Source organism: Rhizobium mulingense, assembly GCF_029194105.1.
Lineage (GTDB): Bacteria > Pseudomonadota > Alphaproteobacteria > Rhizobiales > Rhizobiaceae > Rhizobium > Rhizobium mulingense.
Window position 1 is genome coordinate 576,148 of sequence record NZ_JARFVE010000004.1, and the last position, 18,952, is coordinate 595,099.

At 61.9% G+C, this 18,952-nt stretch carries 20 protein-coding genes and 1 pseudogene; 17 read left to right on the forward strand and 4 right to left on the reverse strand.

Annotated elements, in window-relative coordinates; all coding sequences use genetic code 11:
- The first annotated feature begins 227 nt into the window (after window positions 1-227).
- From PYR71_RS11640 to PYR71_RS11650, 3 genes are all read left to right on the forward strand, one after another.
- On the forward strand, window positions 228-920 hold the full coding sequence (locus PYR71_RS11640) for a type 1 glutamine amidotransferase domain-containing protein (protein WP_275619452.1): 693 nt from the start codon (window positions 228-230) through the stop codon (window positions 918-920).
- 141 nt (window positions 921-1,061) lie between these two features.
- Window positions 1,062-1,505: an SRPBCC family protein gene (locus PYR71_RS11645; RefSeq protein ID WP_097584244.1), complete on the forward strand. Its 444-nt coding sequence runs from the start codon at window positions 1,062-1,064 to the stop codon at window positions 1,503-1,505.
- 244 nt (window positions 1,506-1,749) lie between these two features.
- Entirely contained in the window at window positions 1,750-2,259 is a 510-nt protein-coding gene (locus PYR71_RS11650; RefSeq protein WP_275619453.1) for a cytochrome P460 family protein, read from the forward strand.
- 120 nt (window positions 2,260-2,379) lie between these two features.
- On the opposite strand, the gene PYR71_RS11655 is transcribed toward PYR71_RS11650, so the two are convergent.
- Window positions 2,380-2,604: a hypothetical protein gene (locus PYR71_RS11655; protein ID WP_275619616.1), complete on the reverse strand. Its 225-nt coding sequence runs from the start codon at window positions 2,602-2,604 to the stop codon at window positions 2,380-2,382.
- 156 nt (window positions 2,605-2,760) lie between these two features.
- Between PYR71_RS11655 and PYR71_RS11660 the strand changes: the two genes are divergently transcribed.
- Both PYR71_RS11660 and PYR71_RS11665 read left to right on the forward strand, forming a co-directional pair.
- Window positions 2,761-2,961 carry a hypothetical protein gene (locus PYR71_RS11660; RefSeq protein ID WP_009992991.1) on the forward strand — a complete coding sequence of 67 codons (201 nt, stop codon included), beginning with the start codon at window positions 2,761-2,763 and terminating at the stop codon, window positions 2,959-2,961.
- Window position 2,962: 1 nt separating this feature from the next.
- Window positions 2,963-3,172, forward strand: coding sequence for a hypothetical protein (locus PYR71_RS11665; RefSeq protein WP_183913021.1), 210 nt, complete (start codon window positions 2,963-2,965; stop codon window positions 3,170-3,172).
- Window positions 3,173-3,421: 249 nt separating this feature from the next.
- Here the strand turns inward: PYR71_RS11665 and PYR71_RS11670 are convergent, their stop codons facing one another.
- Window positions 3,422-4,339 carry an SDR family oxidoreductase gene (locus tag PYR71_RS11670; RefSeq protein ID WP_275619454.1) on the reverse strand — a complete coding sequence of 306 codons (918 nt, stop codon included), beginning with the start codon at window positions 4,337-4,339 and terminating at the stop codon, window positions 3,422-3,424.
- 92 nt (window positions 4,340-4,431) lie between these two features.
- Here PYR71_RS11670 and PYR71_RS11675 point away from each other — a divergent pair, with 92 nt between their 5' ends.
- The 3 genes from PYR71_RS11675 (at window position 4,432) to PYR71_RS11685 (ending at window position 8,136) form a co-directional block, all read left to right on the forward strand.
- Window positions 4,432-5,262 (forward strand): helix-turn-helix transcriptional regulator, encoded by an 831-nt coding sequence (locus PYR71_RS11675; protein ID WP_275619455.1) that lies wholly within the window; start codon window positions 4,432-4,434, stop codon window positions 5,260-5,262.
- 68 nt (window positions 5,263-5,330) lie between these two features.
- Window positions 5,331-6,173, forward strand: a complete 843-nt coding sequence (locus PYR71_RS11680) for an SDR family NAD(P)-dependent oxidoreductase (protein ID WP_275619456.1) — start codon at window positions 5,331-5,333, stop codon at window positions 6,171-6,173.
- Window positions 6,174-6,609: 436 nt separating this feature from the next.
- Window positions 6,610-8,136 carry a cadherin-like domain-containing protein gene (locus PYR71_RS11685; RefSeq protein WP_275619457.1) on the forward strand — a complete coding sequence of 509 codons (1,527 nt, stop codon included), beginning with the start codon at window positions 6,610-6,612 and terminating at the stop codon, window positions 8,134-8,136.
- A gap of 202 nt (window positions 8,137-8,338) precedes the next feature.
- On the opposite strand, the gene ftsZ is transcribed toward PYR71_RS11685, so the two are convergent.
- Window positions 8,339-9,361: a cell division protein FtsZ gene (ftsZ, locus tag PYR71_RS11690; protein ID WP_183913028.1), complete on the reverse strand. Its 1,023-nt coding sequence runs from the start codon at window positions 9,359-9,361 to the stop codon at window positions 8,339-8,341.
- A 252-nt stretch (window positions 9,362-9,613) separates the two neighbouring features.
- Here ftsZ and PYR71_RS11695 point away from each other — a divergent pair, with 252 nt between their 5' ends.
- Window positions 9,614-10,030 (forward strand): hypothetical protein, encoded by a 417-nt coding sequence (locus PYR71_RS11695; RefSeq protein WP_275619458.1) that lies wholly within the window; start codon window positions 9,614-9,616, stop codon window positions 10,028-10,030.
- A 334-nt stretch (window positions 10,031-10,364) separates the two neighbouring features.
- Here the strand turns inward: PYR71_RS11695 and PYR71_RS11700 are convergent, their stop codons facing one another.
- Complete coding sequence (locus tag PYR71_RS11700; protein ID WP_275619459.1) at window positions 10,365-11,360, reverse strand: AraC family transcriptional regulator; 996 nt, start codon at window positions 11,358-11,360, stop codon at window positions 10,365-10,367.
- An 83-nt stretch (window positions 11,361-11,443) separates the two neighbouring features.
- On the opposite strand from PYR71_RS11700, the gene PYR71_RS11705 reads away from it, so the two are divergent.
- The 8 genes and pseudogenes from PYR71_RS11705 to PYR71_RS11740 all read left to right on the forward strand — a co-directional run bounded on the left by PYR71_RS11705 (window position 11,444) and on the right by PYR71_RS11740 (window position 18,948).
- Complete coding sequence (locus PYR71_RS11705; RefSeq protein WP_275619460.1) at window positions 11,444-11,812, forward strand: DsrE family protein; 369 nt, start codon at window positions 11,444-11,446, stop codon at window positions 11,810-11,812.
- Window positions 11,813-11,930: 118 nt separating this feature from the next.
- A complete protein-coding gene (blh, locus tag PYR71_RS11710) occupies window positions 11,931-13,211 on the forward strand; it encodes a bifunctional sulfur transferase/dioxygenase Blh (RefSeq protein ID WP_275619461.1) in 1,281 nt (426 codons plus the stop codon).
- Window positions 13,212-13,765: 554 nt separating this feature from the next.
- Window positions 13,766-14,329 carry a hypothetical protein gene (locus PYR71_RS11715; protein ID WP_275619462.1) on the forward strand — a complete coding sequence of 188 codons (564 nt, stop codon included), beginning with the start codon at window positions 13,766-13,768 and terminating at the stop codon, window positions 14,327-14,329.
- Between the two features lie 60 nt (window positions 14,330-14,389).
- A pseudogene (locus tag PYR71_RS11720) lies at window positions 14,390-14,846 on the forward strand (MYG1 family protein); the annotation flags it as partial.
- A 178-nt stretch (window positions 14,847-15,024) separates the two neighbouring features.
- Complete coding sequence (locus PYR71_RS11725) at window positions 15,025-15,414, forward strand: c-type cytochrome (RefSeq protein ID WP_275619463.1); 390 nt, start codon at window positions 15,025-15,027, stop codon at window positions 15,412-15,414.
- 159 nt (window positions 15,415-15,573) lie between these two features.
- Entirely contained in the window at window positions 15,574-16,392 is an 819-nt protein-coding gene (locus tag PYR71_RS11730; protein ID WP_183913046.1) for a cytochrome c oxidase subunit II, read from the forward strand.
- 67 nt (window positions 16,393-16,459) lie between these two features.
- Window positions 16,460-18,238 carry a cytochrome c oxidase subunit I gene (locus PYR71_RS11735; protein WP_183913048.1) on the forward strand — a complete coding sequence of 593 codons (1,779 nt, stop codon included), beginning with the start codon at window positions 16,460-16,462 and terminating at the stop codon, window positions 18,236-18,238.
- Window positions 18,235-18,948 carry a cytochrome c oxidase subunit 3 gene (locus PYR71_RS11740; protein WP_275619464.1) on the forward strand — a complete coding sequence of 238 codons (714 nt, stop codon included), beginning with the start codon at window positions 18,235-18,237 and terminating at the stop codon, window positions 18,946-18,948. Before PYR71_RS11735 ends, PYR71_RS11740 begins: the two co-directional genes overlap by 4 nt.
- Window positions 18,949-18,952 lie beyond the last annotated feature (4 nt).

Sequence of the window (18,952 nt, forward strand, 5' to 3'; positions counted from 1 at the left end):
ACGCTTGCGCGATGTCGGCGATCGTATGCGCAAGCTGTCGTTCTTCATACACCTCGGCCTTAAAACTCACAGCGGTATTCGGGAGGATCCAGCCGAGGCCAGAAGGCTTGAGTCGCGGGGGCGGCCGATCTATGATTTCGGCATTCAGCATGAGATTGCAGGCAGTATTTCACCGTTAAACCGGACGCGAAGGCTTTGTCCGGCCGGCCGGGCCGAAGGAGCTGGCAATGAAAATACTCATGGTTCTCACATCGCATGATCAGCTGGGAAATACCGGCAAGAAAACGGGCTTCTGGCTCGAGGAGCTTGCTGCTCCTTATTTCGTCTTTCGTGATGCCGGGGCCGAGGTCGCGCTCGCTTCGCCAAAAGGAGGCCAGCCGCCGCTCGATCCGAAGAGCAATGAGCCGGCGTTTCAGACGGAAGACACGCGACGCTTCGAACAGGATCCGGCCGCAATAGCCGCGCTCGCCAATACGCTGCGACTGTCTGACGTTGGCCAGGCCGATTATGACACCGTGTTCTTCCCCGGCGGCCATGGCCCACTCTGGGATCTGACAAACGACCGCAACGCCCATGCACTGATCGAGGAGACGCTCGCGGCAGGCAAGCCGCTGGCGCTCGTCTGCCATGCGCCGGGGATCCTGACCAAGGTCAAGGCGCCGGATGGCGGGCCGATCGCCAAGGGGCGGACGGTGACCGGCTTCACCAATTCCGAGGAGGCAGCCGTGCAACTCGTCGAAGTCGTGCCGTATCTGCTCGAAGACGTTCTGAAAGAGCAGGGGGCTAAGTTCTCAGCGACGGAGGACTGGGCCGTGCATGTTGTCCAGGACGATCAGCTGATCACCGGACAGAACCCGGCGTCGTCGAAACAGGCCGCCCGCCTGCTGCTCAATGCGCTGGGCAATGAGGCGGCTGCCTGACGCGCAGGGAAAAACGTGTCTGCGGCGCGGCGCAATTCAGCTTCGCGTGATTTTTCTCGAAGAAAAGATCGGTTCCCTGTCGGGTCGGCGACGGTTTATCCGTCCTTAGCTCGTTCATTCCGTTCACAAAGGATCACCACCATGCCAAGCACCATACGCCTGCACCGCGTCTTCGCGACCAGCCCGGAAAAGGTCTATCGCGCCTTCATCGAGGCCGACGCGCTCGCCAAATGGCTTCCACCGAATGGTTTTCTCTGCACCGTGCATCATCTAGAACCGGCTGTCGGCGGCACCTTCAGAATGTCCTTCCGCAACTTCACGACCGGCAACAGCCACGCCTTCGGCGGCGAGTTCCTCGAGCTCGTTCCGGGTGAACGCGTCCGCTACACCGACAAGTTCGAAGACCCGAACCTGCCGGGCGAAATGGACGTCACCGTCACGCTGAAGAAGGTTTCGGTCGGCACCGAAGTTGACATCACCCAGGCCGGCGTGCCCGATGTCATTCCGCCCGAGGCCTGCTACCTCGGTTGGCAGGAATCGCTGCGCAATCTCGCCAAGGTCGTCGAGCCGGATATCAACGAATAATGCGCGTTGCGCCAGGTTTGCGAAAGATGGCACACGCGGCGGATTGCTGCGTCTCCTCGTAACCTGGCGCTCTGCCTCGCCTTCCGCCATTCCTGAGGTATCCCTCGGGAGAGGCCGAGGGACAGGAGTACTCAGCCGGAGGGGAACACGGCTACACTTCGATACATTTCGGCCGCAGACTGACATTCGTCAGATACAATCCGGAACGATCCTGCCGCAGATCATCGTCCGGCAGGAGTTTTCGATGAAGCTTGCTCTCCTTGGCGTATTTGCCATTTCCAGTCTCGCCCTCAGCGCCGCCGTCTTCTCTTCCGCGGCGTCGGGCGTCCCGCCGGAAAACGCCTCGCCGATCTACGGCGTCACCATTCCTGATGGCTACAGGGACTGGAGATTCATCGCGCCGGCACAGGAGGCGCCGCCGCTCGACGAACTGCCCGCCGTCCTTGGCAACGATATTGCCGTCGAGGCATATAAGAAGGGCACCCTGCCGTTTCCCGACGGGTCGATCCTGGTGAAGCTTGCCTACAAACGCGAACAATCGACAGAATTTGCGCCGGCAACGGTGCCGGGGGCTTCGACCACGGTGCAGGTGATGGTGAAAGACTCCAAGAAATATCCCGACAGCCATGGTTGGGGCTTCGGAAGGTTCGTCAACGACAAGCCGGTTGATGCCGCGCAGCACGAAACCTGTCTTTCCTGCCATGTCGGCAATGTGAAAGACCATGATTTTGTCTTCACACGCTACGCGCCTTGAGCTTGTCTAAAGCTCTATCCACGGTTCGCGAGCGACGGGGCGCACCTCGTTGCGCCCCAGTCTTCGTCGGGATCGCGGCGTTCGTAGGAGTGCGCCCAGGTTCCGCTGGGCGCAAAGGATTTATTGAGCGGATGGCCTTATTAACCGGCCAGACGCAGCATCAGCTATCGCTTCAATTGCTCCCATCGTTCGGCCGAGCCTTGGCGCTGTCATTGCTGCTGTCCGAGGTGGTTTTGCCGTCGGGTTGCTGGCCGAATAGGTGCCGCCGAGGTGGCCGCCAGCGCTGGTATTTTTAACCTGCTGTTCGGCGCGTTTCTGAAGATCACGAACGTTGGTCTTGCTCATTTTCGGCTCCATGTTTCAGGGTTGCGACCTCTCACCAACCGATGGGCGGCGACACTGTTCCATATTTTTGCGCCGACTGCTCCCGCCGCGATCTCATAGGGCTGGAACTGTTCCGTCCTTTTGCGGTTCTTCCTACTCAACAAAGGAGAAACGACGATGGGCATGACGACACCCAAGGACGGCGCTCCCGGCACCACCGACCAGTCCCCCCGCTGGGAAGGACCGAAGGGCAATAGGCCGCGCGGCTACCTGAAGGCCAAGGACGATCCGGACAAGAACCGCGACGCCAACGACGAAAACAACCGCGACCCTGAAATGAAGGATTTCAGCGACGCGATGAAGCAGAAAGGCGAATGAGATGGGCAATCCCGAGAAAGACGCGGCCGGCCAGTTCGCCAAATCCCGCGCCGACCGAAAGGCCAGCGGCGTTGCGAGCGCCAAGCCGACAGTCATCACCGGCTCGGAGGACGCGACCGTCAACCGGAACCCGCCGGGCAAGAAGAAGCCGGAGAAGGATTGGGATGTTAATTACGATCCGGCCGATATGAATGAAGGGCGCATGCGGTAGGAGACTGGCGGCGCGCCGGCCTCGTGCTTCGAGGTCCGCGGGATGGTCACACCCCTCATCCCTCATCCTGTGCTTGTCACAGGAATCCAGCCACACGCGTCCGTGGCGTTAATGACATGTGGACGTCGAGAAAATTCTTACAAGGACTTGGGCGCGCTGGATTCCTGCGACAAGCACAGGATGAGGTGAGGAAGCGTTTTCATCCTCCTCCCGCCTTCCTCGGCCATCGTGCACCCAGCCCGCCGCGTCTCAGGACGAAGCTTTTGAGATGGCCTCATGACGATCAAAATACGCCGGATGATCGATGTCCGCGAGTAGCCCCGGCTGCTCCGGCTCCCAGTCGAGCAGTGCGCGCGTGGGGGCACTCGACGTCGGCACGTCGAAGCCGGCGAACATTCCGAACCAGCCGAAATGCTCTGCAGCCTCTTCCCGCGACAGCGAGACTGCCGGCACGTTCAGCCGCCGCCCAATGAGTTCGGCGATCTCGCGAAAGGGGACGCCTTCTTCTGCGACCGCCAGGAAGGGGCCGCCCGCGGCGCCGCGCTCCAGCGCCAGGCGGTAGACGCGGGCGGCATCGCGCTGGTGAACCGCCGGCCAGCGGTTTTGCCCTTCGCCGATATAGGCGGACATGCCCGTGCGCCGGGCGATATCGATCAGAATCGGTACGAAGCCGTGGTCGCCATGGCCATGCACCGAGGGCGGCAGCCGCACGGTGGAGGCGCGAAGTCCGCGCGCGGCAAGCGATACCGCAGTGATTTCGGAGGCGCGGGGATAGGTCTCCGTGGTCGGCATCGGCGGATCCTTCTCGGTGCCGGTGCGGCCCGGCGCATGGCCGAGGCCTGCCGTGACCAGCAGGGGACGATCCGAGCCCTGTAGGGCTTCGCCGAGCGCTTCGATGGCGCGGCGATCGAGGGCGCAGTTTGCGGCGAATTTCGAGAAATCATGGTTGAAGCCGGTGTGGATGACGCCGTCGGCCTCGGCCGCGCCGCGCTTCAGACTTTCCAGATCCTCAAGGGTGCCCCGGTGGATGGCCGCACCGGCGGCCGCCAATTCTTCAGCACCCTTTTCCGATCGGGTAAGGCCAAGCACCTGATGGCCGGCGGCGATCAATTCGCTGACGACGGCCGAGCCGACCCAACCTGTGGCTCCGGTGACGAATACGCGCATGTCGATATCTCCCGTTTTGGATGGAGACACATATCGATCAATGTTGTATCCTGGTAAAGTAGTGACATTATCATGGTATAATGGCTAACAGGATGGATGAATTCATCACCTCCGAAAACCGGCTGGGCGCTTATCTAAAGGATCGCCGCGCCAAGCTCGATCCGGCCGCCTTCGGCTTTGCCGGCGGGCGCCGCCGCACGCCGGGCCTGCGTCGCGAGGAGGTGGCGAGCCGCGCCAATATCAGCCCGACCTGGTATACCTGGCTGGAGCAGGGCCGCGGCGGCGCGCCGTCCGCCGACGTGCTCGACCGGATCTCGCGGGCGCTGATGCTGACCGATATCGAGCGCGAGCATCTCTTCCTCATCGGCCTCGGCCGCCCGCCCGAAGTGCGCTATCGCAGACAGGACGGCGTGACGCCGCGCCTGCAGGGCGTGCTCGATGCGCTGGATCCGAGCCCGGCCCTGATCCGCAACCCCATCTGGGACGTCATCGCCTGGAACCGGGCGGCGACCGCGCTGCTCACCGATTACGGTGCGCTGCCGCCAGAGGAGCGCAACGTGCTCCGCTTCATCTTCCTCGATCCGCGGGTGCGTGCCGCCCAATATGACTGGGAAAGTGTCGCCCGCTTCGTCGTCGCCGCCTTCCGAGTGGATGCCGCCCGCGCGGGGGCTGCGGAGCAAGTCGAGCCGCTGGTCGACGAACTCTGCCGGAAAAGCCCGGAATTTCTTGCCATGTGGCGCGACAACGACGTTCGCACCCATGGCGAGGGCGTCAAGCACATCAAACACCCGATGCTCGGGCTGCTTTCCTTCGAATATTCGGCCTTCCAGGTGGATGGCCGGCCGGACCTCAGCATGGTGGTGTACAATCCGGCGACGGCGGAGGATGCGGAGAAGATCAGGCGGGTGGTGTGTGTGGGGTGACACTTATGTTGTATGTACTGAAAGCATACGATGATTGACATTCACCACCACCGAGGAGGCTAGCTGACATGAAAGATGTCGTCGCGTTGGTGACGGGCGCAAGCCGCGGTATCGGCCGCGGGATCGCGCTTGCTCTGCTTGCCGAGGGAGCCACGGTGCATGTGACCGGCCGGACGCTTTCCGAGGCGAAGGCAAGCGAGGGAGGCAAAAGCGCGGGATCGCTGGCGGGGCTCGCGCGCGAGGCTGCGGCGCTGCCCGGAGCCGTTGTCCTTCATCGATGCGACCACAGCAACGACACCGAAACCGAGCGTGTGGCCGAGGAGATCCGAGCCGGCAACAGGCTGGATATTCTGGTGAACAACGCATGGCCCGGCTATGAGAACATGGTCGAGAATGGCGAATTTACCTGGCCTCGGCCCTTCTGGGAGCAGCCCATCCGGCGGTGGGACGCGATGGCCGGCACGGCGCTGAGGGCGGCTTTCATGACAGCACGCGCGGTGGCACCGATGATGGTCTCGGCGCGGGGCGGTCTCATCGTCAATATTTCCTTCTGGGCAGCGCAGGTCTACGAGGGAAACGCCATCTATGGCATGGCCAAGGCTGCCGCCGACAAGATGGCCGCGGACTTCGCGCATGAGCTGCGTCCACACAATGTAGCGGCGGTCTCGCTCTATCCCGGCTTGGTCCGCACCGAAGCCGTCCTGGAGAATGCCGAATATTTCGACATGTCCAACTCCGAGTCCCCGGAGTTCATCGGCCATGTCATTGCGGGTTTATGGCGGGACACGGCGCTGATGTCGAAATCCGGGCGGGTGCTGGTGGCAGCAGAGCTGGGCCGGGAATATGACATCGCCGACATCGACGGCTACAGGCCCATTCCGCTAACGGCGGCGGACTTCGCGAAGAGCTGAGTTTCCGCGTTCGGGGGATTGGGCGATCTTCCGCTTAGTTCGCGGCGGGTATGGAGAAGATGAGGGGTCTGGTGGACGTGGGGAGAGGGAGGTGCGAAAGACTCCTCGCCTGCCTTATCGACTCGTTGCAACTCGTGGCCCTATTACCTTCGTTGCCGGCAAGATCGCGACGTCAAGCCTGGTGTACCGGCCTCGTCCTTCGAGTCTCCGGCCTTCGGCTTCCGCGCCTCGGGATGAGGCTCTCTTAAGGGTTGCAGCATCCTTCATCGTCTGCCATCAGGCGCGGCATCGTCCTACGTTTCTCATGCAGACATCCACAGCACAAGAAGGCTGTGAAAAGCTAAAATACTACTTTCAATAGAAAATAATTGACCAGCGCTGCCTCGGCTGCTTTCCTTCCGGCCGACCAGCGAAATGGATCTTGAAGGAGATATCCATGATAGTGTCTGCACCCGTAGCGAGCGACGATTACCTCCGTGCCTCCGAAAACGACGTGATTTCCGGCAATCTGCTGGCCAATGACGTGGTCGGCGCCAGCGGCCATATGGCTCTCAGCTTCTTTGACGGCGCGCGGGTTGTCGCCAAGCAGAGCGGGCAGGTCACCGATATCGCCGGCGAGTATGGCACGTTTCACGTCAAGGCCGACGGTTCCTATACCTACACGCTGAACGAGGCGGCCAAGCTGGATTTCCGGGACGGGATGACGCTGCGCGAGACGATCGGCTACAAGATGTCCGATGGTGCCGGCAATACCGATTTCGGCCATTTCACGCTCGACATTCATGGGGTGACCAGCCCACCGGTCGCCGTCGACGATGCCTACAGCTTTCGCGAGGGCGGCGCGATGGCGGGCAACGTGCTTGCCAACGACATCGCCGGGGAGGCGGGTCATCTCTTCTTGCGCTCGGCCGCGGGCGCCAGTGTCAGCGCCGATCGGAGCACCGATGTCGCCGGCGAGTTCGGCATCTTCCACTTTTCGGCCGACGGAAGCTTCACCTATGATCTCGACCCGGCTGTCAAGGCGAGCCTGAACGATGGCGAGCATGTCACGGAGAAGCTTGAATATTACAAGATCTCCGACGGCGCGGGTCACACGGATGCCGGCGTGATCACCCTGACAGTCAAAGGCGTGACGGACAGAAAGTCGGTGAACACCAATCATGTCGAGGCACAGGCGGCGGTCGTGCGGCCCTTCCTGGACCATTACGAACTCCAGGGGGTCGCGGTCGATCCGCTAACGGGCAAGTATTACGTCAGTTCCGGCCATGGTTTCCCGGACGATTCCATGGTGTACATTTACGACAACGCCGCGGCATTTGAAGCCGACACCGCCAGCGGCGCCATCTCTCTTGGCGACTATGACCTTGGCCAATATGACATCGGCGGAACCTATTTTGCGGTCCGCGGCGGGGAGATCATCGGAAGAACCAACGAGGCGAGGGGCGAAGAGAATCCTTTCCCCGATCAGACCTATCTCGCAAAGTGGGATGCTTCAGATGGATCGCTCGATCAGAAGGGCGACCCGATCCCAGGCCTTATCGGCGAGAACGGGGCGGGTACGTTCGACTGGGGCGGGTTCACCGCCGTCAACACGATCCAGGATTCGACCGGCATTTACGTCGTCGGCCGCATCGATGATTCCACCTGGCAGGTCTCCAAGATTGATCCCGACACGCTGAACGCGATCGAATCCAAGACCTTCGCGGCGGGCGGGCTCGGCTATGGCTTTGCCGTCGACGGCACCTTGTTCTTCGGCGATTCCTTCGGCAGCGAGCATATCGGCACGGCATTCGATTTCGAAACCGGGGTCAAGACGGCAATCGACGTCAACATCTCCATACCAGGAGACGACTACACCACCAACGTGGCCTATGACGCGGCGGCGGATTCCGTCTACATCACCAACTCCGAGACCGATGAAATCTCCGTGGTGCACAACATCTCGGGGATATTGTTCGCCTGATGGGGCCTAAAGCGCGTCGCGTCAAATTTGATTCATGCGACGCGCTTTAGCCCTGTTTTGATGCATGTCGTTGTCCCGGAACCGCTGCACCCTTCCGGGCGACATGCATTAGCGCACGAACGTTGACGTCGCCGCGTCCCGTTTTTAATACGGCGGAGTCCGGCCAGAGCCGGCGTGAGCAAGTCAGGATATTGCGGTCGTGCTATTGCAGCGTGCGCGTCTGGACTTGTTCAGCCGCGTGATTGGGCGCGGATAGCGGTGGGGCGCTGGCTTCCAGGCCGGTCGCCACGACCGAGACGCGGAACCTGCCGTCCAGGCTGCGGTCGAAGATCGCCCCGACGACGATGTCGGCGTCGTCCTGCACTTCGTCGCGAATGCGGCTTGCCGCCTCGTCGACTTCGAACAGAGTCATATCAGACCCGCCGGAAATCGAGATCAGTACGCCCCTGGCGCCCTTCATGGAAATATCGTCGAGCAGCGGGTTGGCGATTGCCGCTTCCGCCGCCTTCATCGCCCGGCTTTCGCCGGCGGCTTCGCCGGTGCCCATCATGGCGCGGCCCATGCCTTGCATGACCGATTTCACGTCGGCGAAATCGAGGTTGATCAGGCCTTCCTTGACGATGAGGTCGGTGATGCAGCCGACGCCGGCAAAGAGCACGCGGTCGGCCGTCATGAAGGCATCGGCGAAGGTGGTCTTTGCGTCCGCGATGCGGAAGAGATTCTGATTGGGAATGACGATGACGGTATCGGCGGCCTGACGAAGCGCCTCGATGCCGACTTCGGCCGTCCGCATGCGGCGATTGCCCTCGAAGGTGAAGGGCTTGGTGACGACGCCAACCGTCAGGATGCCGGCCGCGCGTGCGGCACGCGCGATGACGGGAGCTGCACCGGTGCCCGTACCGCCGCCCATGCCGGCGGTAACGAAACACATATGCGAGCCGGCCAGGTGATCCATGATCTCGTCAATCGACTCCTCGGCGGCTGCATGACCAACCTCAGGCAGCGAACCGGCACCCAAGCCTTCCGTCACATTCGCGCCGAGCTGAATGCGGCGCGACGCCTTTGAGGTGGCGAGAACCTGGGCGTCCGTATTTGCGGCGACGAATTCGACGCCCGCCAGCTTTTCCGCAATCATGTTATTGATGGCGTTGCCGCCGCCCCCGCCGACGCCGATAACAGTAATATGCGGCCGTAATCCCGAAATGCCGCTCTTGGCGTCCGTCATCGCACTCTCCTTAATGATGCAATCTTGCGCCGCGCCCTCGTCGCGGACAGCGAATCGACGGTGAGGATAAACGCGCAACAAGGCGGAGGCGAGGCGAAAGGAGTCAGGAGCGGCGACGTTCCAATGATTGTTGCTCTCATGAGGATCGCCACCGCTCTTTGCGGATTTCGATCAGAAGCTTTGAGAGGGTGTGAACCAAAGGTCTGCGGCGGTGTTTACAGACATGCCTCACCTCTCCGAAAGGACCGACCCATGCAAAGAGTTCTTCTATCAGGCATTGTCCTTGCCGCGCTTACCGGCTCCGCCTTCGCACAACAATCGCCGCCTCCACCATCCGCCGCAACGCCACCCACCGCGACTGAGCCCAGCTCGCCTCCGCCGCCGCCAGCCCCGCCGCCTCAGCCCGCTCCCGATGATAACGAGCGGATGACGGGCAGCCCGGACGAACGGTCCGGAGATCGCCCCGACTACCGGTGGCATGGTTCGAGGGGCGACATGGGCTTCCGCGATTTCCGGGGCCATCGCATGCCGCGGCCGTCGAAGGCCGCCCATTTCCAAATTGAGGACGGAAACACACGGATCGATCTGAAATGCGCGGAGGACGAACCAATGAAGGCCTGCGCTGATCTGCTGCTAGAGGTGATCGACCGCCTGCAGGGCCAGAACTAGCCTTTTTCGGCCGCCGCGTTTGCGACCGGTGAAGGGGCGCTGATCACTGCTGCTCGAACTCGAGGCAGCGGATGTTGCCGCGCGGTTGAAAGCATTGACTGGGCAAGCCTCGCGCCAGCTTCGGTTGGCAGAAGCCAATCATTGATTCTTCCCAGGACTTAACGGGGACCATTTTCAGCATGAACAGCCCTGCCAATGATTGGCGGGGCATGCATATGGGGGCATGATCCAATCCATCGTTACCCGGACGTTAGCGATGGCCAAGCTCACTGGCGAGCGGTCGAAGGGGATGGGGCATCGTCATCGGGTGTGAGTGCGTCGAGGCATACCGTGTTCAGCTGCGTGCAGCCCGCCAGGCGGCCGGAGGTGTTGCAAAGGTGCGAGAGAAGGCGCGGTTGAAGGCAGCTTCGGTGGCGTAGCCGGCGTCATAGGCAATCGCTGCAATCGGCTGGCTTGTCGTGGCAAGTGCCACGCTTGCCAGATAGAGTCGCCAGTCTCTGAGATAGCGGATCGGCGATGTCGCGAGCATCGTTTGAAAGCGTTCGGTCAGCGCGCTGCGCGACGATCCCGATGCCGCCGCCAGTAGCTCCAGCGACCAGTCACGTTGGGGATCGTCGTGGATGAGGGAGAGGCAGCGCGAGAGCGCAGGGTCGGCCAGCGCTGCCAGCAAGCCAATCGCGTGGGGTATGGCCATCATGATCTGATGGCGCAGGATCTCGATGAAGACGATTTCGGTCAACCGCGGCAGCATCGAGACGCCGCCGGCACGCGGCCTGTCCACCTCCTCGACCATTTGGCGGATAGTGGCGCGCAGCCAGTCGCCGTTATTGGCCGCCCGCGTCCTGACGTGGATCATTTTCGGCAACGCCTGGCGCAGCGGCGCAAAGCTCAGCCCATCCCATTGCAGATAGCCGCAGAGCAGCCGGACGCTTTGCGCCGCCTCGCCGTAGCGCAGCACCGGAATCTCCCGCCACGGCTTCTGCGGCAAGTCGCGGGTCGGCTGCACCAGCGTGCCATTTTTTCCGACACCCAGCTGGTGTCCGGTGCCGAAGGGAAAGACCAGGACATCGCCGGCTTCCAGATCGGTCTCTTCGCCTTCCGCTTTCAACCAGCAACTGCCTGCCACGACGATATGGAACGGCATGGTGTCCGTAGCCTTTGCCGAGAGGCCCGCAAGCGACGGCGCCGCATCGGTCTGCCAATCGCCCGTCGGCATGAAGCAGAACTGCAGTGATCCCGAAAGACGGATCGTCGACAGCAGCGCCGACAGCACGTCATCACGGGTGACGCCGCCCTCAGCACCTGGATTTTCGGACAAGGCTTCACGCATTCCGGCCAAATACGCGCGCAGCGCACCCTCCTATTATGGACACGTTCAGTCCAAGTAATCTTGAATTCAACTGGGAGAATACTATGCAAAGCGAAAGCGATAAACTGGTCGTGCTCGTCACCAAGGGCATCGAATCCGAACTTTCCTCCGTGGCCTTCACCATTGCCAATGGCGGTATTGCCGCCGGGCTCAAGGTTTCGGTATTCCTCACCAGTACCGGGATCGACCTAGTGCGCAAAAGCGGCCAGCGGATGACGCATGTGCCGCCGCTCGATCCGCTCTCGACGTTGATTGAGAATTTCCAGCAGCGCGGGGGCTCGATCTGGGCCTGCCCACCCTGTGTGGCTTCGCGCGGCTATACGCAGGAGGACCTGCTCGATGGCGTCGTCATCGTCGGCGCCAGCGCCATGCATGCCGAGATCAGGCAAGGTGCCGCGACGCTGTCGTTTTGATCAGTCAGACCGGGTGGGAGGCATATGCCAGCGACTATTCTTGCATTCGGCAATATACTCGTGAGATTGTACACTTATACATGTGATGCCGCGTGATGAGGGCGGCGCGGAGGCTTCAATGACGTCCGTGAGGGTCAATGAGCTTATATCGGTGGCAGGGCAGCCCGATGCGGCTGGCCTTGCCGCTTTCGCGGATGAAGGTTTTGCCGCCGTCATCAATGCCCGACCGGATGGCGAGGAGCCGGGGCAGCCGGGCAATGTGGCGGAAAAGGTTGCCGCCACCGCCGCTGGGCTTTCCTATAGCTTCGTGCCGGTGAAGGGGAGCGAGATCACCGAGGCAGACATACGCGCCTTTCAGGCGGCGATGGCCGAGGCGAAGGGGCCCGTCATCGCCCATTGCAAGAGCGGCATACGGGCGCTGACACTTTATACACTGGGTGAGGTGCTCGACGGGCGGATGGAGCCCGGCGATGTCGAGCCCTTCGGCCAAAGTCTCGGCTTCGACCTTGCCGCCGCGCGCCGCTGGCTGGAGAGGCGGGCGGCGCAGACGGCGGATGTGAAGGCCTTCTTCCATCCCGCTACCTGGAGCGTGCAATATGTCGTTGCCGATCCCGCCACGAGGCGCTGCGCCATCATCGACCCTGTGCTCGACTTCGACGAGACCTCGGGGGCGACGGGCACGTCAAGCGCGGATGCCATCCTTGCCGATATCGAAAGCCGCGGGCTGACGGTCGCGTGGATCCTCGACACGCATCCGCATGCCGATCATTTTTCCGCCGCCCATTACATCAAGGGAAAGACCGGTGCGCCGATAGCGATCGGCGCCCATGTTACCGAAGTGCAGATCCTCTGGAAGGAGATCTATAACTGGCCGGCTCTCGCAACAGACGGCTCGCAATGGGACCGGCTGTTTGCTGATGGCGACAGGTTCGAGATCGGCGGGCTTGAAGCTCGCGTCATGTTTTCGCCCGGCCATACGCTCGCCTCGGTGACTTATGTGATCGGTGACGCCGCCTTGGTGCACGACACGGTGTTCACGCCCGATTCCGGCACGGCGCGCACCGATTTTCCCGGCGGCAGCGCGGCCGCTCTGTGGCGTTCGATCCAGGCGATCCTGTCGCTGCCCGACGAGACTCGCCTCTTTTCCGGCCACGATTACCAGCCGAATGGGCGCCACCCGCGCTGGGAGAGCACGGTCGCCGCCCAGAAACGCGACAATCCCCACATAGCAGGCAAGGACGAAGCCGGCTACGTCGCACTCAGGCAGGCGCGCGACCGCACACTGCCGAAACCGAAGCTGATGCTGCACGCGCTGCAGGTGAATATTCGGGGCGGCAGATTGCCGGAGCCGGAGGGGAATGGCAGGCGGTATTTGAAGATCCCGTTGGATCGGCTGTAGGATTGCAAGGAGCGACGTAGTGGGGCGGTGCTCCTGTGTAGTGGCAAACGACGACGCAAGACATCTACTCAACGTGCAGTTTCGTAGGTCACTCATACTCCATCGACCGCGGCAGCATGTCCACACCGAAAAAACCGGCCAAGCGACGATGCCGATCGCCGCATCACAACACGCAGCCAACCGGCGTCAGCGTTTGCCGCGCGACGTCATGATAGGGGACATCGATTGCCGGTTGTCAGAAAATAGACGCCGAATACCAGGCAGAACGACGGTGGCGCGCGGCATCAGAGTGATGCTATCGGCGCCAGGCAATCGCGCCGGCCAGGAGGAGGCAGAGAACGCCGCCAAGCCTATATCGTGCTTCCATCAAAAGCTCCTGCAAAATCGCCAAGTTGGCTACCGCTTACAGGCAGATATTTACAAAGCAGAGTAGTCCAAATGCGGAGCCCTCGCGGGTCGATGCCGATTGATCCGCTTCCACGCGCGCTCGCTGGCCTTTTCCTGCAATTTCGCTATGATTCTTCTGGCCACGCCCGGTCAGACGGAGTTCTGCCATGCTCGAACGAAACCAACTTCCCTTGCGCCCGGCAGCTCCCGTTTTCGCTGTCGCCTGGGTCGTCGTCATTGCCAGTGCCAGCGTTGCTCTCAGCCTGCTGTTGGCCTGCGTCACGCCTTTTGTTGCCTTGGCGGCGGTCTCGGCAGTCGTGCTTCCCCGGCGGATGGCGCTGATGGCGGTGCTGCTTGCCTGGCTTGCCAACCAGACGGTCGGCTATCTCGTCCTCGGCTATCCCCAGACCTTCGACAGTTTTTCCTGGGGGCTGGCGATCGGGATTGCGGCATTTGCAGCGCTTGCGGCGGCGCTCGTGGCGCTGCGCCTGACCACAGGCCCTGTCGTCACTATGGCCGGCGCCTTCATCGCCGGGTTCGCTGCTTACGAGGGCGTGCTTTTTGCCGCAACGGCGGTGCTTCCGTCCGGCGACGGGGCGTTTTCGGCAGTTGTTGTCGCCGAGGTTCTTTTGATCAACTCTCTGGCCGCGGTCGGACTAGTCTGCCTGCATGCCGGCGCGGCGGCCAGCCGCGCGCTTGTCGCGGCGCGGCCGGCACCGGTGCTGCTTTAGGTCTTCGTCTTCACAGTTGTCGCCGGTCCAAAACCGCCGCGCGTCTTCCGCAACGGCCGGGCGCTCAGCCCCTCGGGGCCGTTGGCTGGCTTGACGCTGCCGGCACTGCTAAGACCCTGAAACCGGTTTTCGACGAAGCGGAAACGGATGCCGATGATCGGGTGCGGCCCTTGCTATTGCCCGCAGTTTCGTCGAGGCCAAAATCGCTCAGAGCGCTGGAAAATTGCGGGCCGAGGCGATCGTGCACGAGACCATCAAGGCTGCGGGGCAGGGCCATATTCTGGAACTGCCGAGGGGATGCTCCGACCGCCGCCGTCGTCCCCTCTCGGGTCTTTCCAGGGCCGACCTGCCTGCGGCATGGGCCGGTCTTGCCAATGGAGATCTGGCGGCGGTTTGCGGCATAGAGGCCGCGAGCTTCTGCCATAACGGCCGCTTCATAGCCGCCGCCAGGAGCCGCGGGGCGGCGCTTGCCATGGCCAAATTGGCGGTCAAGGAGGCTCTTTCGATCGGGGTGTAGCGCCGTTATCCGCATCGGATCTACCTGATATCAGATGCGTTCAGGTCACTCCAACTGTGGAAGCGATTGACTTGCATCCCCGAAGGGCTAATCTGCCTGGTATAACAACCACCACCCACACGCGAGAGATAGTGGACGGTGTGAGTGGCTGGCGACCTTGAGGAGGATGAGGTTTGCCATGGATTATCGTGTCGTTCTGCTGATTGGTGCAGCTGTGATTGCCCTTGCTCCCGCTAACGCCGGGGCGCAGGAGGGCGACGCGGCGGCGGGCGCCGTGGTTTTCAAGAAGTGCGCGACCTGCCATGTCGTCGAGTCCGATACGAACAAGGTCGGCCCGTCTCTGAACAAACTGTTCGGCAGGCAGGCCGGGACGCATCCCAATTTCGCCTATTCGCCCGGAATGAAGGCGGCCGGCGAAGGCGGTCTCGTCTGGGACGAGACGGTGCTGCGCGACTATCTGCACAATCCGAAGGCGAAGGTGAAGGGCACGAAGATGGCCTTTGTCGGCCTGAAGGACGAAAAGGAGATCACCGATCTCATCGCCTATCTCAAACAGTATTCGCAGTGACGGGAATATTGCCATGGCAATACTCCGAATGACGGGTTCGCGGTCGGCGACGCATGGCTAAATCGCCGTAATTGCGATATTTTCTATCTGTGCGATAATAAACACGGACTTTTTGCGGAATGCGGTTTCACGGGTCAACCTGCTCGAGGAGGAGCGGAAATGGCTGTCGTGCTGATCCTCGTCCTGATTGTCGTCGGCTCCGTGCTGTTCCATGTGCTGAGCCCGTGGTGGTGGACGCCGATCGCGTCCAACTGGACCTATATCGACACTACCCTCGTCATCACCTTCTGGATCACCGGCATCGTCTTCGTGGCGGTGATTTCGTTCATGGCTTATTGCGTGTTGCGCTTCCGGCACAGACCGGGCAACCGCGCGCATTACGAGCCTGAAAACCGCAAGCTGGAGGTGTTGCTCGCCTCGGGAACGGCGGTCGGCGTCGCCGCCATGCTGGCGCCCGGCCTCATCGTCTGGAACCAGTTCATATCGGTGCCGGCCGATGCTGCATCGGTCGAGGTCGTCAGCCAGCAATGGCTGTGGAGCTTCCGGCTGCCGGGGGCGGACGGAAAACTCGGCCGCGCCGAGACGCGTGACGTCACGCCAGAGAACCCGCTCGGCCTCGACAAGAATGATGCAAGCGGTCTCGACGACGTGATCATCGAGGGCGGCGAGCTGCATCTGCCCGTGGGCAAACCGGTGCACATATTGCTGCGCTCCGTTGATGTGCTCCACGATTTCTACGTGCCGGAGTTCCGCGCCAAGATGGACATGATCCCCGGCATGGTTACTTACTTCTGGTTGACGCCGACCCGGACGGGCACCTTCGAGATCCTTTGCGCCGAACTCTGCGGCGTCGGTCATCCGCAAATGCGGGGCACCGTCGTGGTCGATAATGACGCGGACTACCAGACCTGGCTCGGGCAGCAGCAGACATTCACCCAGCTGACGGCGTCATCGGGAGAGCCGCCGCCGGCGAACTGAACTGGCGGCAAGACGGCCGGAGGCCGCAGGCCGGTTTAACCAACCGGCGGGTATAGGAGGAGATATCATGGTCGAGATTCCGTCCGGCAGTGTAGGTGTAATCCCGTCCGCCGAAGTCGAGGACGTCGAGCTCTATCATCCGAGAAGCTGGTGGACGAAATATGTGTTCAGCCAGGACGCCAAGATCATTGCCGTGCAATATTCGGTGACCGCCATCTCGATCGGTCTGGTGGCGCTGGTGCTCTCCTGGTTGATGCGGATTCAGCTCGCCTTTCCCGGCTACTTCGCCTTCATCGACGCCGATCACTATTATCAGTTCATCACGATGCACGGCATGATCATGGTGATCTATCTCTTGACCGCGCTCTTCCTCGGCGGCTTCGGCAACTACCTCATCCCGCTGATGGTCGGTGCGCGCGACATGGTGTTCCCTTATGCGAACATGCTGAGCTACTGGATCTACCTGCTTGCCGTGCTGATCCTGGTGGCGGGCTTTTTCGCCCCCGGCGGCCCGACTGGAGCCGGCTGGACACTCTATCCGCCGCAATCCGTTCTGTCAGGCACGCCCGGCGGCAAGGATTGGGGCATCCTGCTGATGCTCACCTCGCTGATCGTCTTCATCATCGGCTTCACCATGGGCGGGCTGAACTATGTGGTAACGGTGCTGCAGGGGCGGGCGCGGGGGATGACGCTGATGCGGATGCCGCTCACCGTCTGGGGTATCTTCACCGCGACCGTCATGGCGCTGCTTGCCTTTCCGGCACTCTTCGTCGCCTGCGTCATGATGCTCTTCGACCGGGTGCTCGGCACGAGCTTCTTCATGCCCGCCATCGTCGAGATGGGCACGCAACTGCAGCATGGCGGCGGCAGTCCGATCCTATTCCAGCACCTGTTCTGGTTCTTCGGTCATCCGGAGGTCTATATCGTCGCGCTGCCGGCTTTCGGCATCGTTTCCGACCTGATCAGCACGCATGCGCGCAAGAACATCTTCGGCTACCGCATGATGGTCTGGGCGATCGTCATCATCGGTGGCTTAAGCTTCGTCGTCTGGGCGCACCACATGTATGTCAGCGGCATGCACCCGGCCTTCGGCTTCTTCTTTGCCACCACGACGCTGATCATCGCCATTCCGACGGCGATCAAGGTCTACAACTGGGTGCTGACACTCTGGCGCGGCGACATCCACCTGACGCTTCCCATGCTTTTTGCGCTCGCCTTCATCGTCACCTTCGTCAATGGCGGTCTGACCGGCCTCTTCCTTGGCAATGTCGTCGTCGACGTGCCGCTGTCGGATACGATGTTCGTCGTCGCGCATTTCCACATGGTGATGGGCGTGGCGCCGATCCTCGTCATCTTCGGGGCGATCTATCACTGGTATCCGAAGGTGACCGGGCGCATGTTGGACGAGACGCTCGGCCAGATCCACTTCTGGACCACCTTCCTCGGCACCTATGCGATCTTCTTTCCGATGCATTATCTCGGCCTGCTCGGTGTGCCGCGCCGATACTTCGAGATGGGAGAGACCGCCTTCGTTCCGCCATCGGCCCATACGCTGAACATCTTCATATCTGTCATGGCGCTTGTCGTCGGAGCAGCCCAGGTGGTCTTCCTGTTCAATCTGGTCTGGAGCCTTTTCCGCGGCCGGGAGGCCGGCGGCAATCCCTGGCGGGCAACGACGCTCGAATGGCAGACGCCACAGACGCCGCCCGCGCACGGCAACTGGGGCAGGGATCTGCCGGTCGTCTACCGTTGGGCCTATGATTACAGCGTGCCGGGGGCGGCCGAGGATTTCATTCCGCAGAATGTTCCGGCAAGCGACAGCGTCACCCGGGAGGTTCCGGCATGAGCATCATGCTGATTTTCCTGGCCGCCATCGCCGCCATCATCATCTGGTGGCTGGCCGGGCAGCGGCTGACCTCCAAGCCGTGGCTCGAAACGGGATCGGTTCAGCTGCCGGCTCATGACGGGGCCGACCGGCCGCCGGTGCCGGCGGTAAAGATCGGCCTCTTCGTGTTTCTCGGCGTCGTCGGCGCGCTCTTCAGCCTTGCCGTCAGCGCCTACTTCATGCGTGCGGCGTCGGCGGACTGGTGGGGGATGCCGGTTCCGCGGCTCCTTTGGGTGAATACCGCAACACTTGCGCTCAGCAGTGCTGCGCTGCAATGGGCGAGACATGAAGCGGCGCATGGCCGCATGGAAAACCTGCGGCCGGCGCTTGTCGCCGCATTTGCCCTCGCCGTCTTCTTTCTCGCCGGGCAGATCCAGGCCTGGCGGGAGCTGACGGCGGCGGGCTACGTGCTGGCCGACAATCCCGCCAACAGCTTCTTCTATATGCTCACCGGCCTGCATGGCCTGCATATTCTCGGCGGGCTTGCCGTGCTCGCGCACACGACGGTCAGGGCATTTTCGACGGAGGTCGCGCCGGACGGGCTGCGCCTCAGCGTCGATCTTTCCGCCATCTATTCGCATTTCATGTTCGCCGTCTGGCTACTGCTCTTCGCGCTCTTTGCCGGCTGGGCGAACGACTTCGTCGATCTCTGCCGCACATTACTGAACTAAGGGG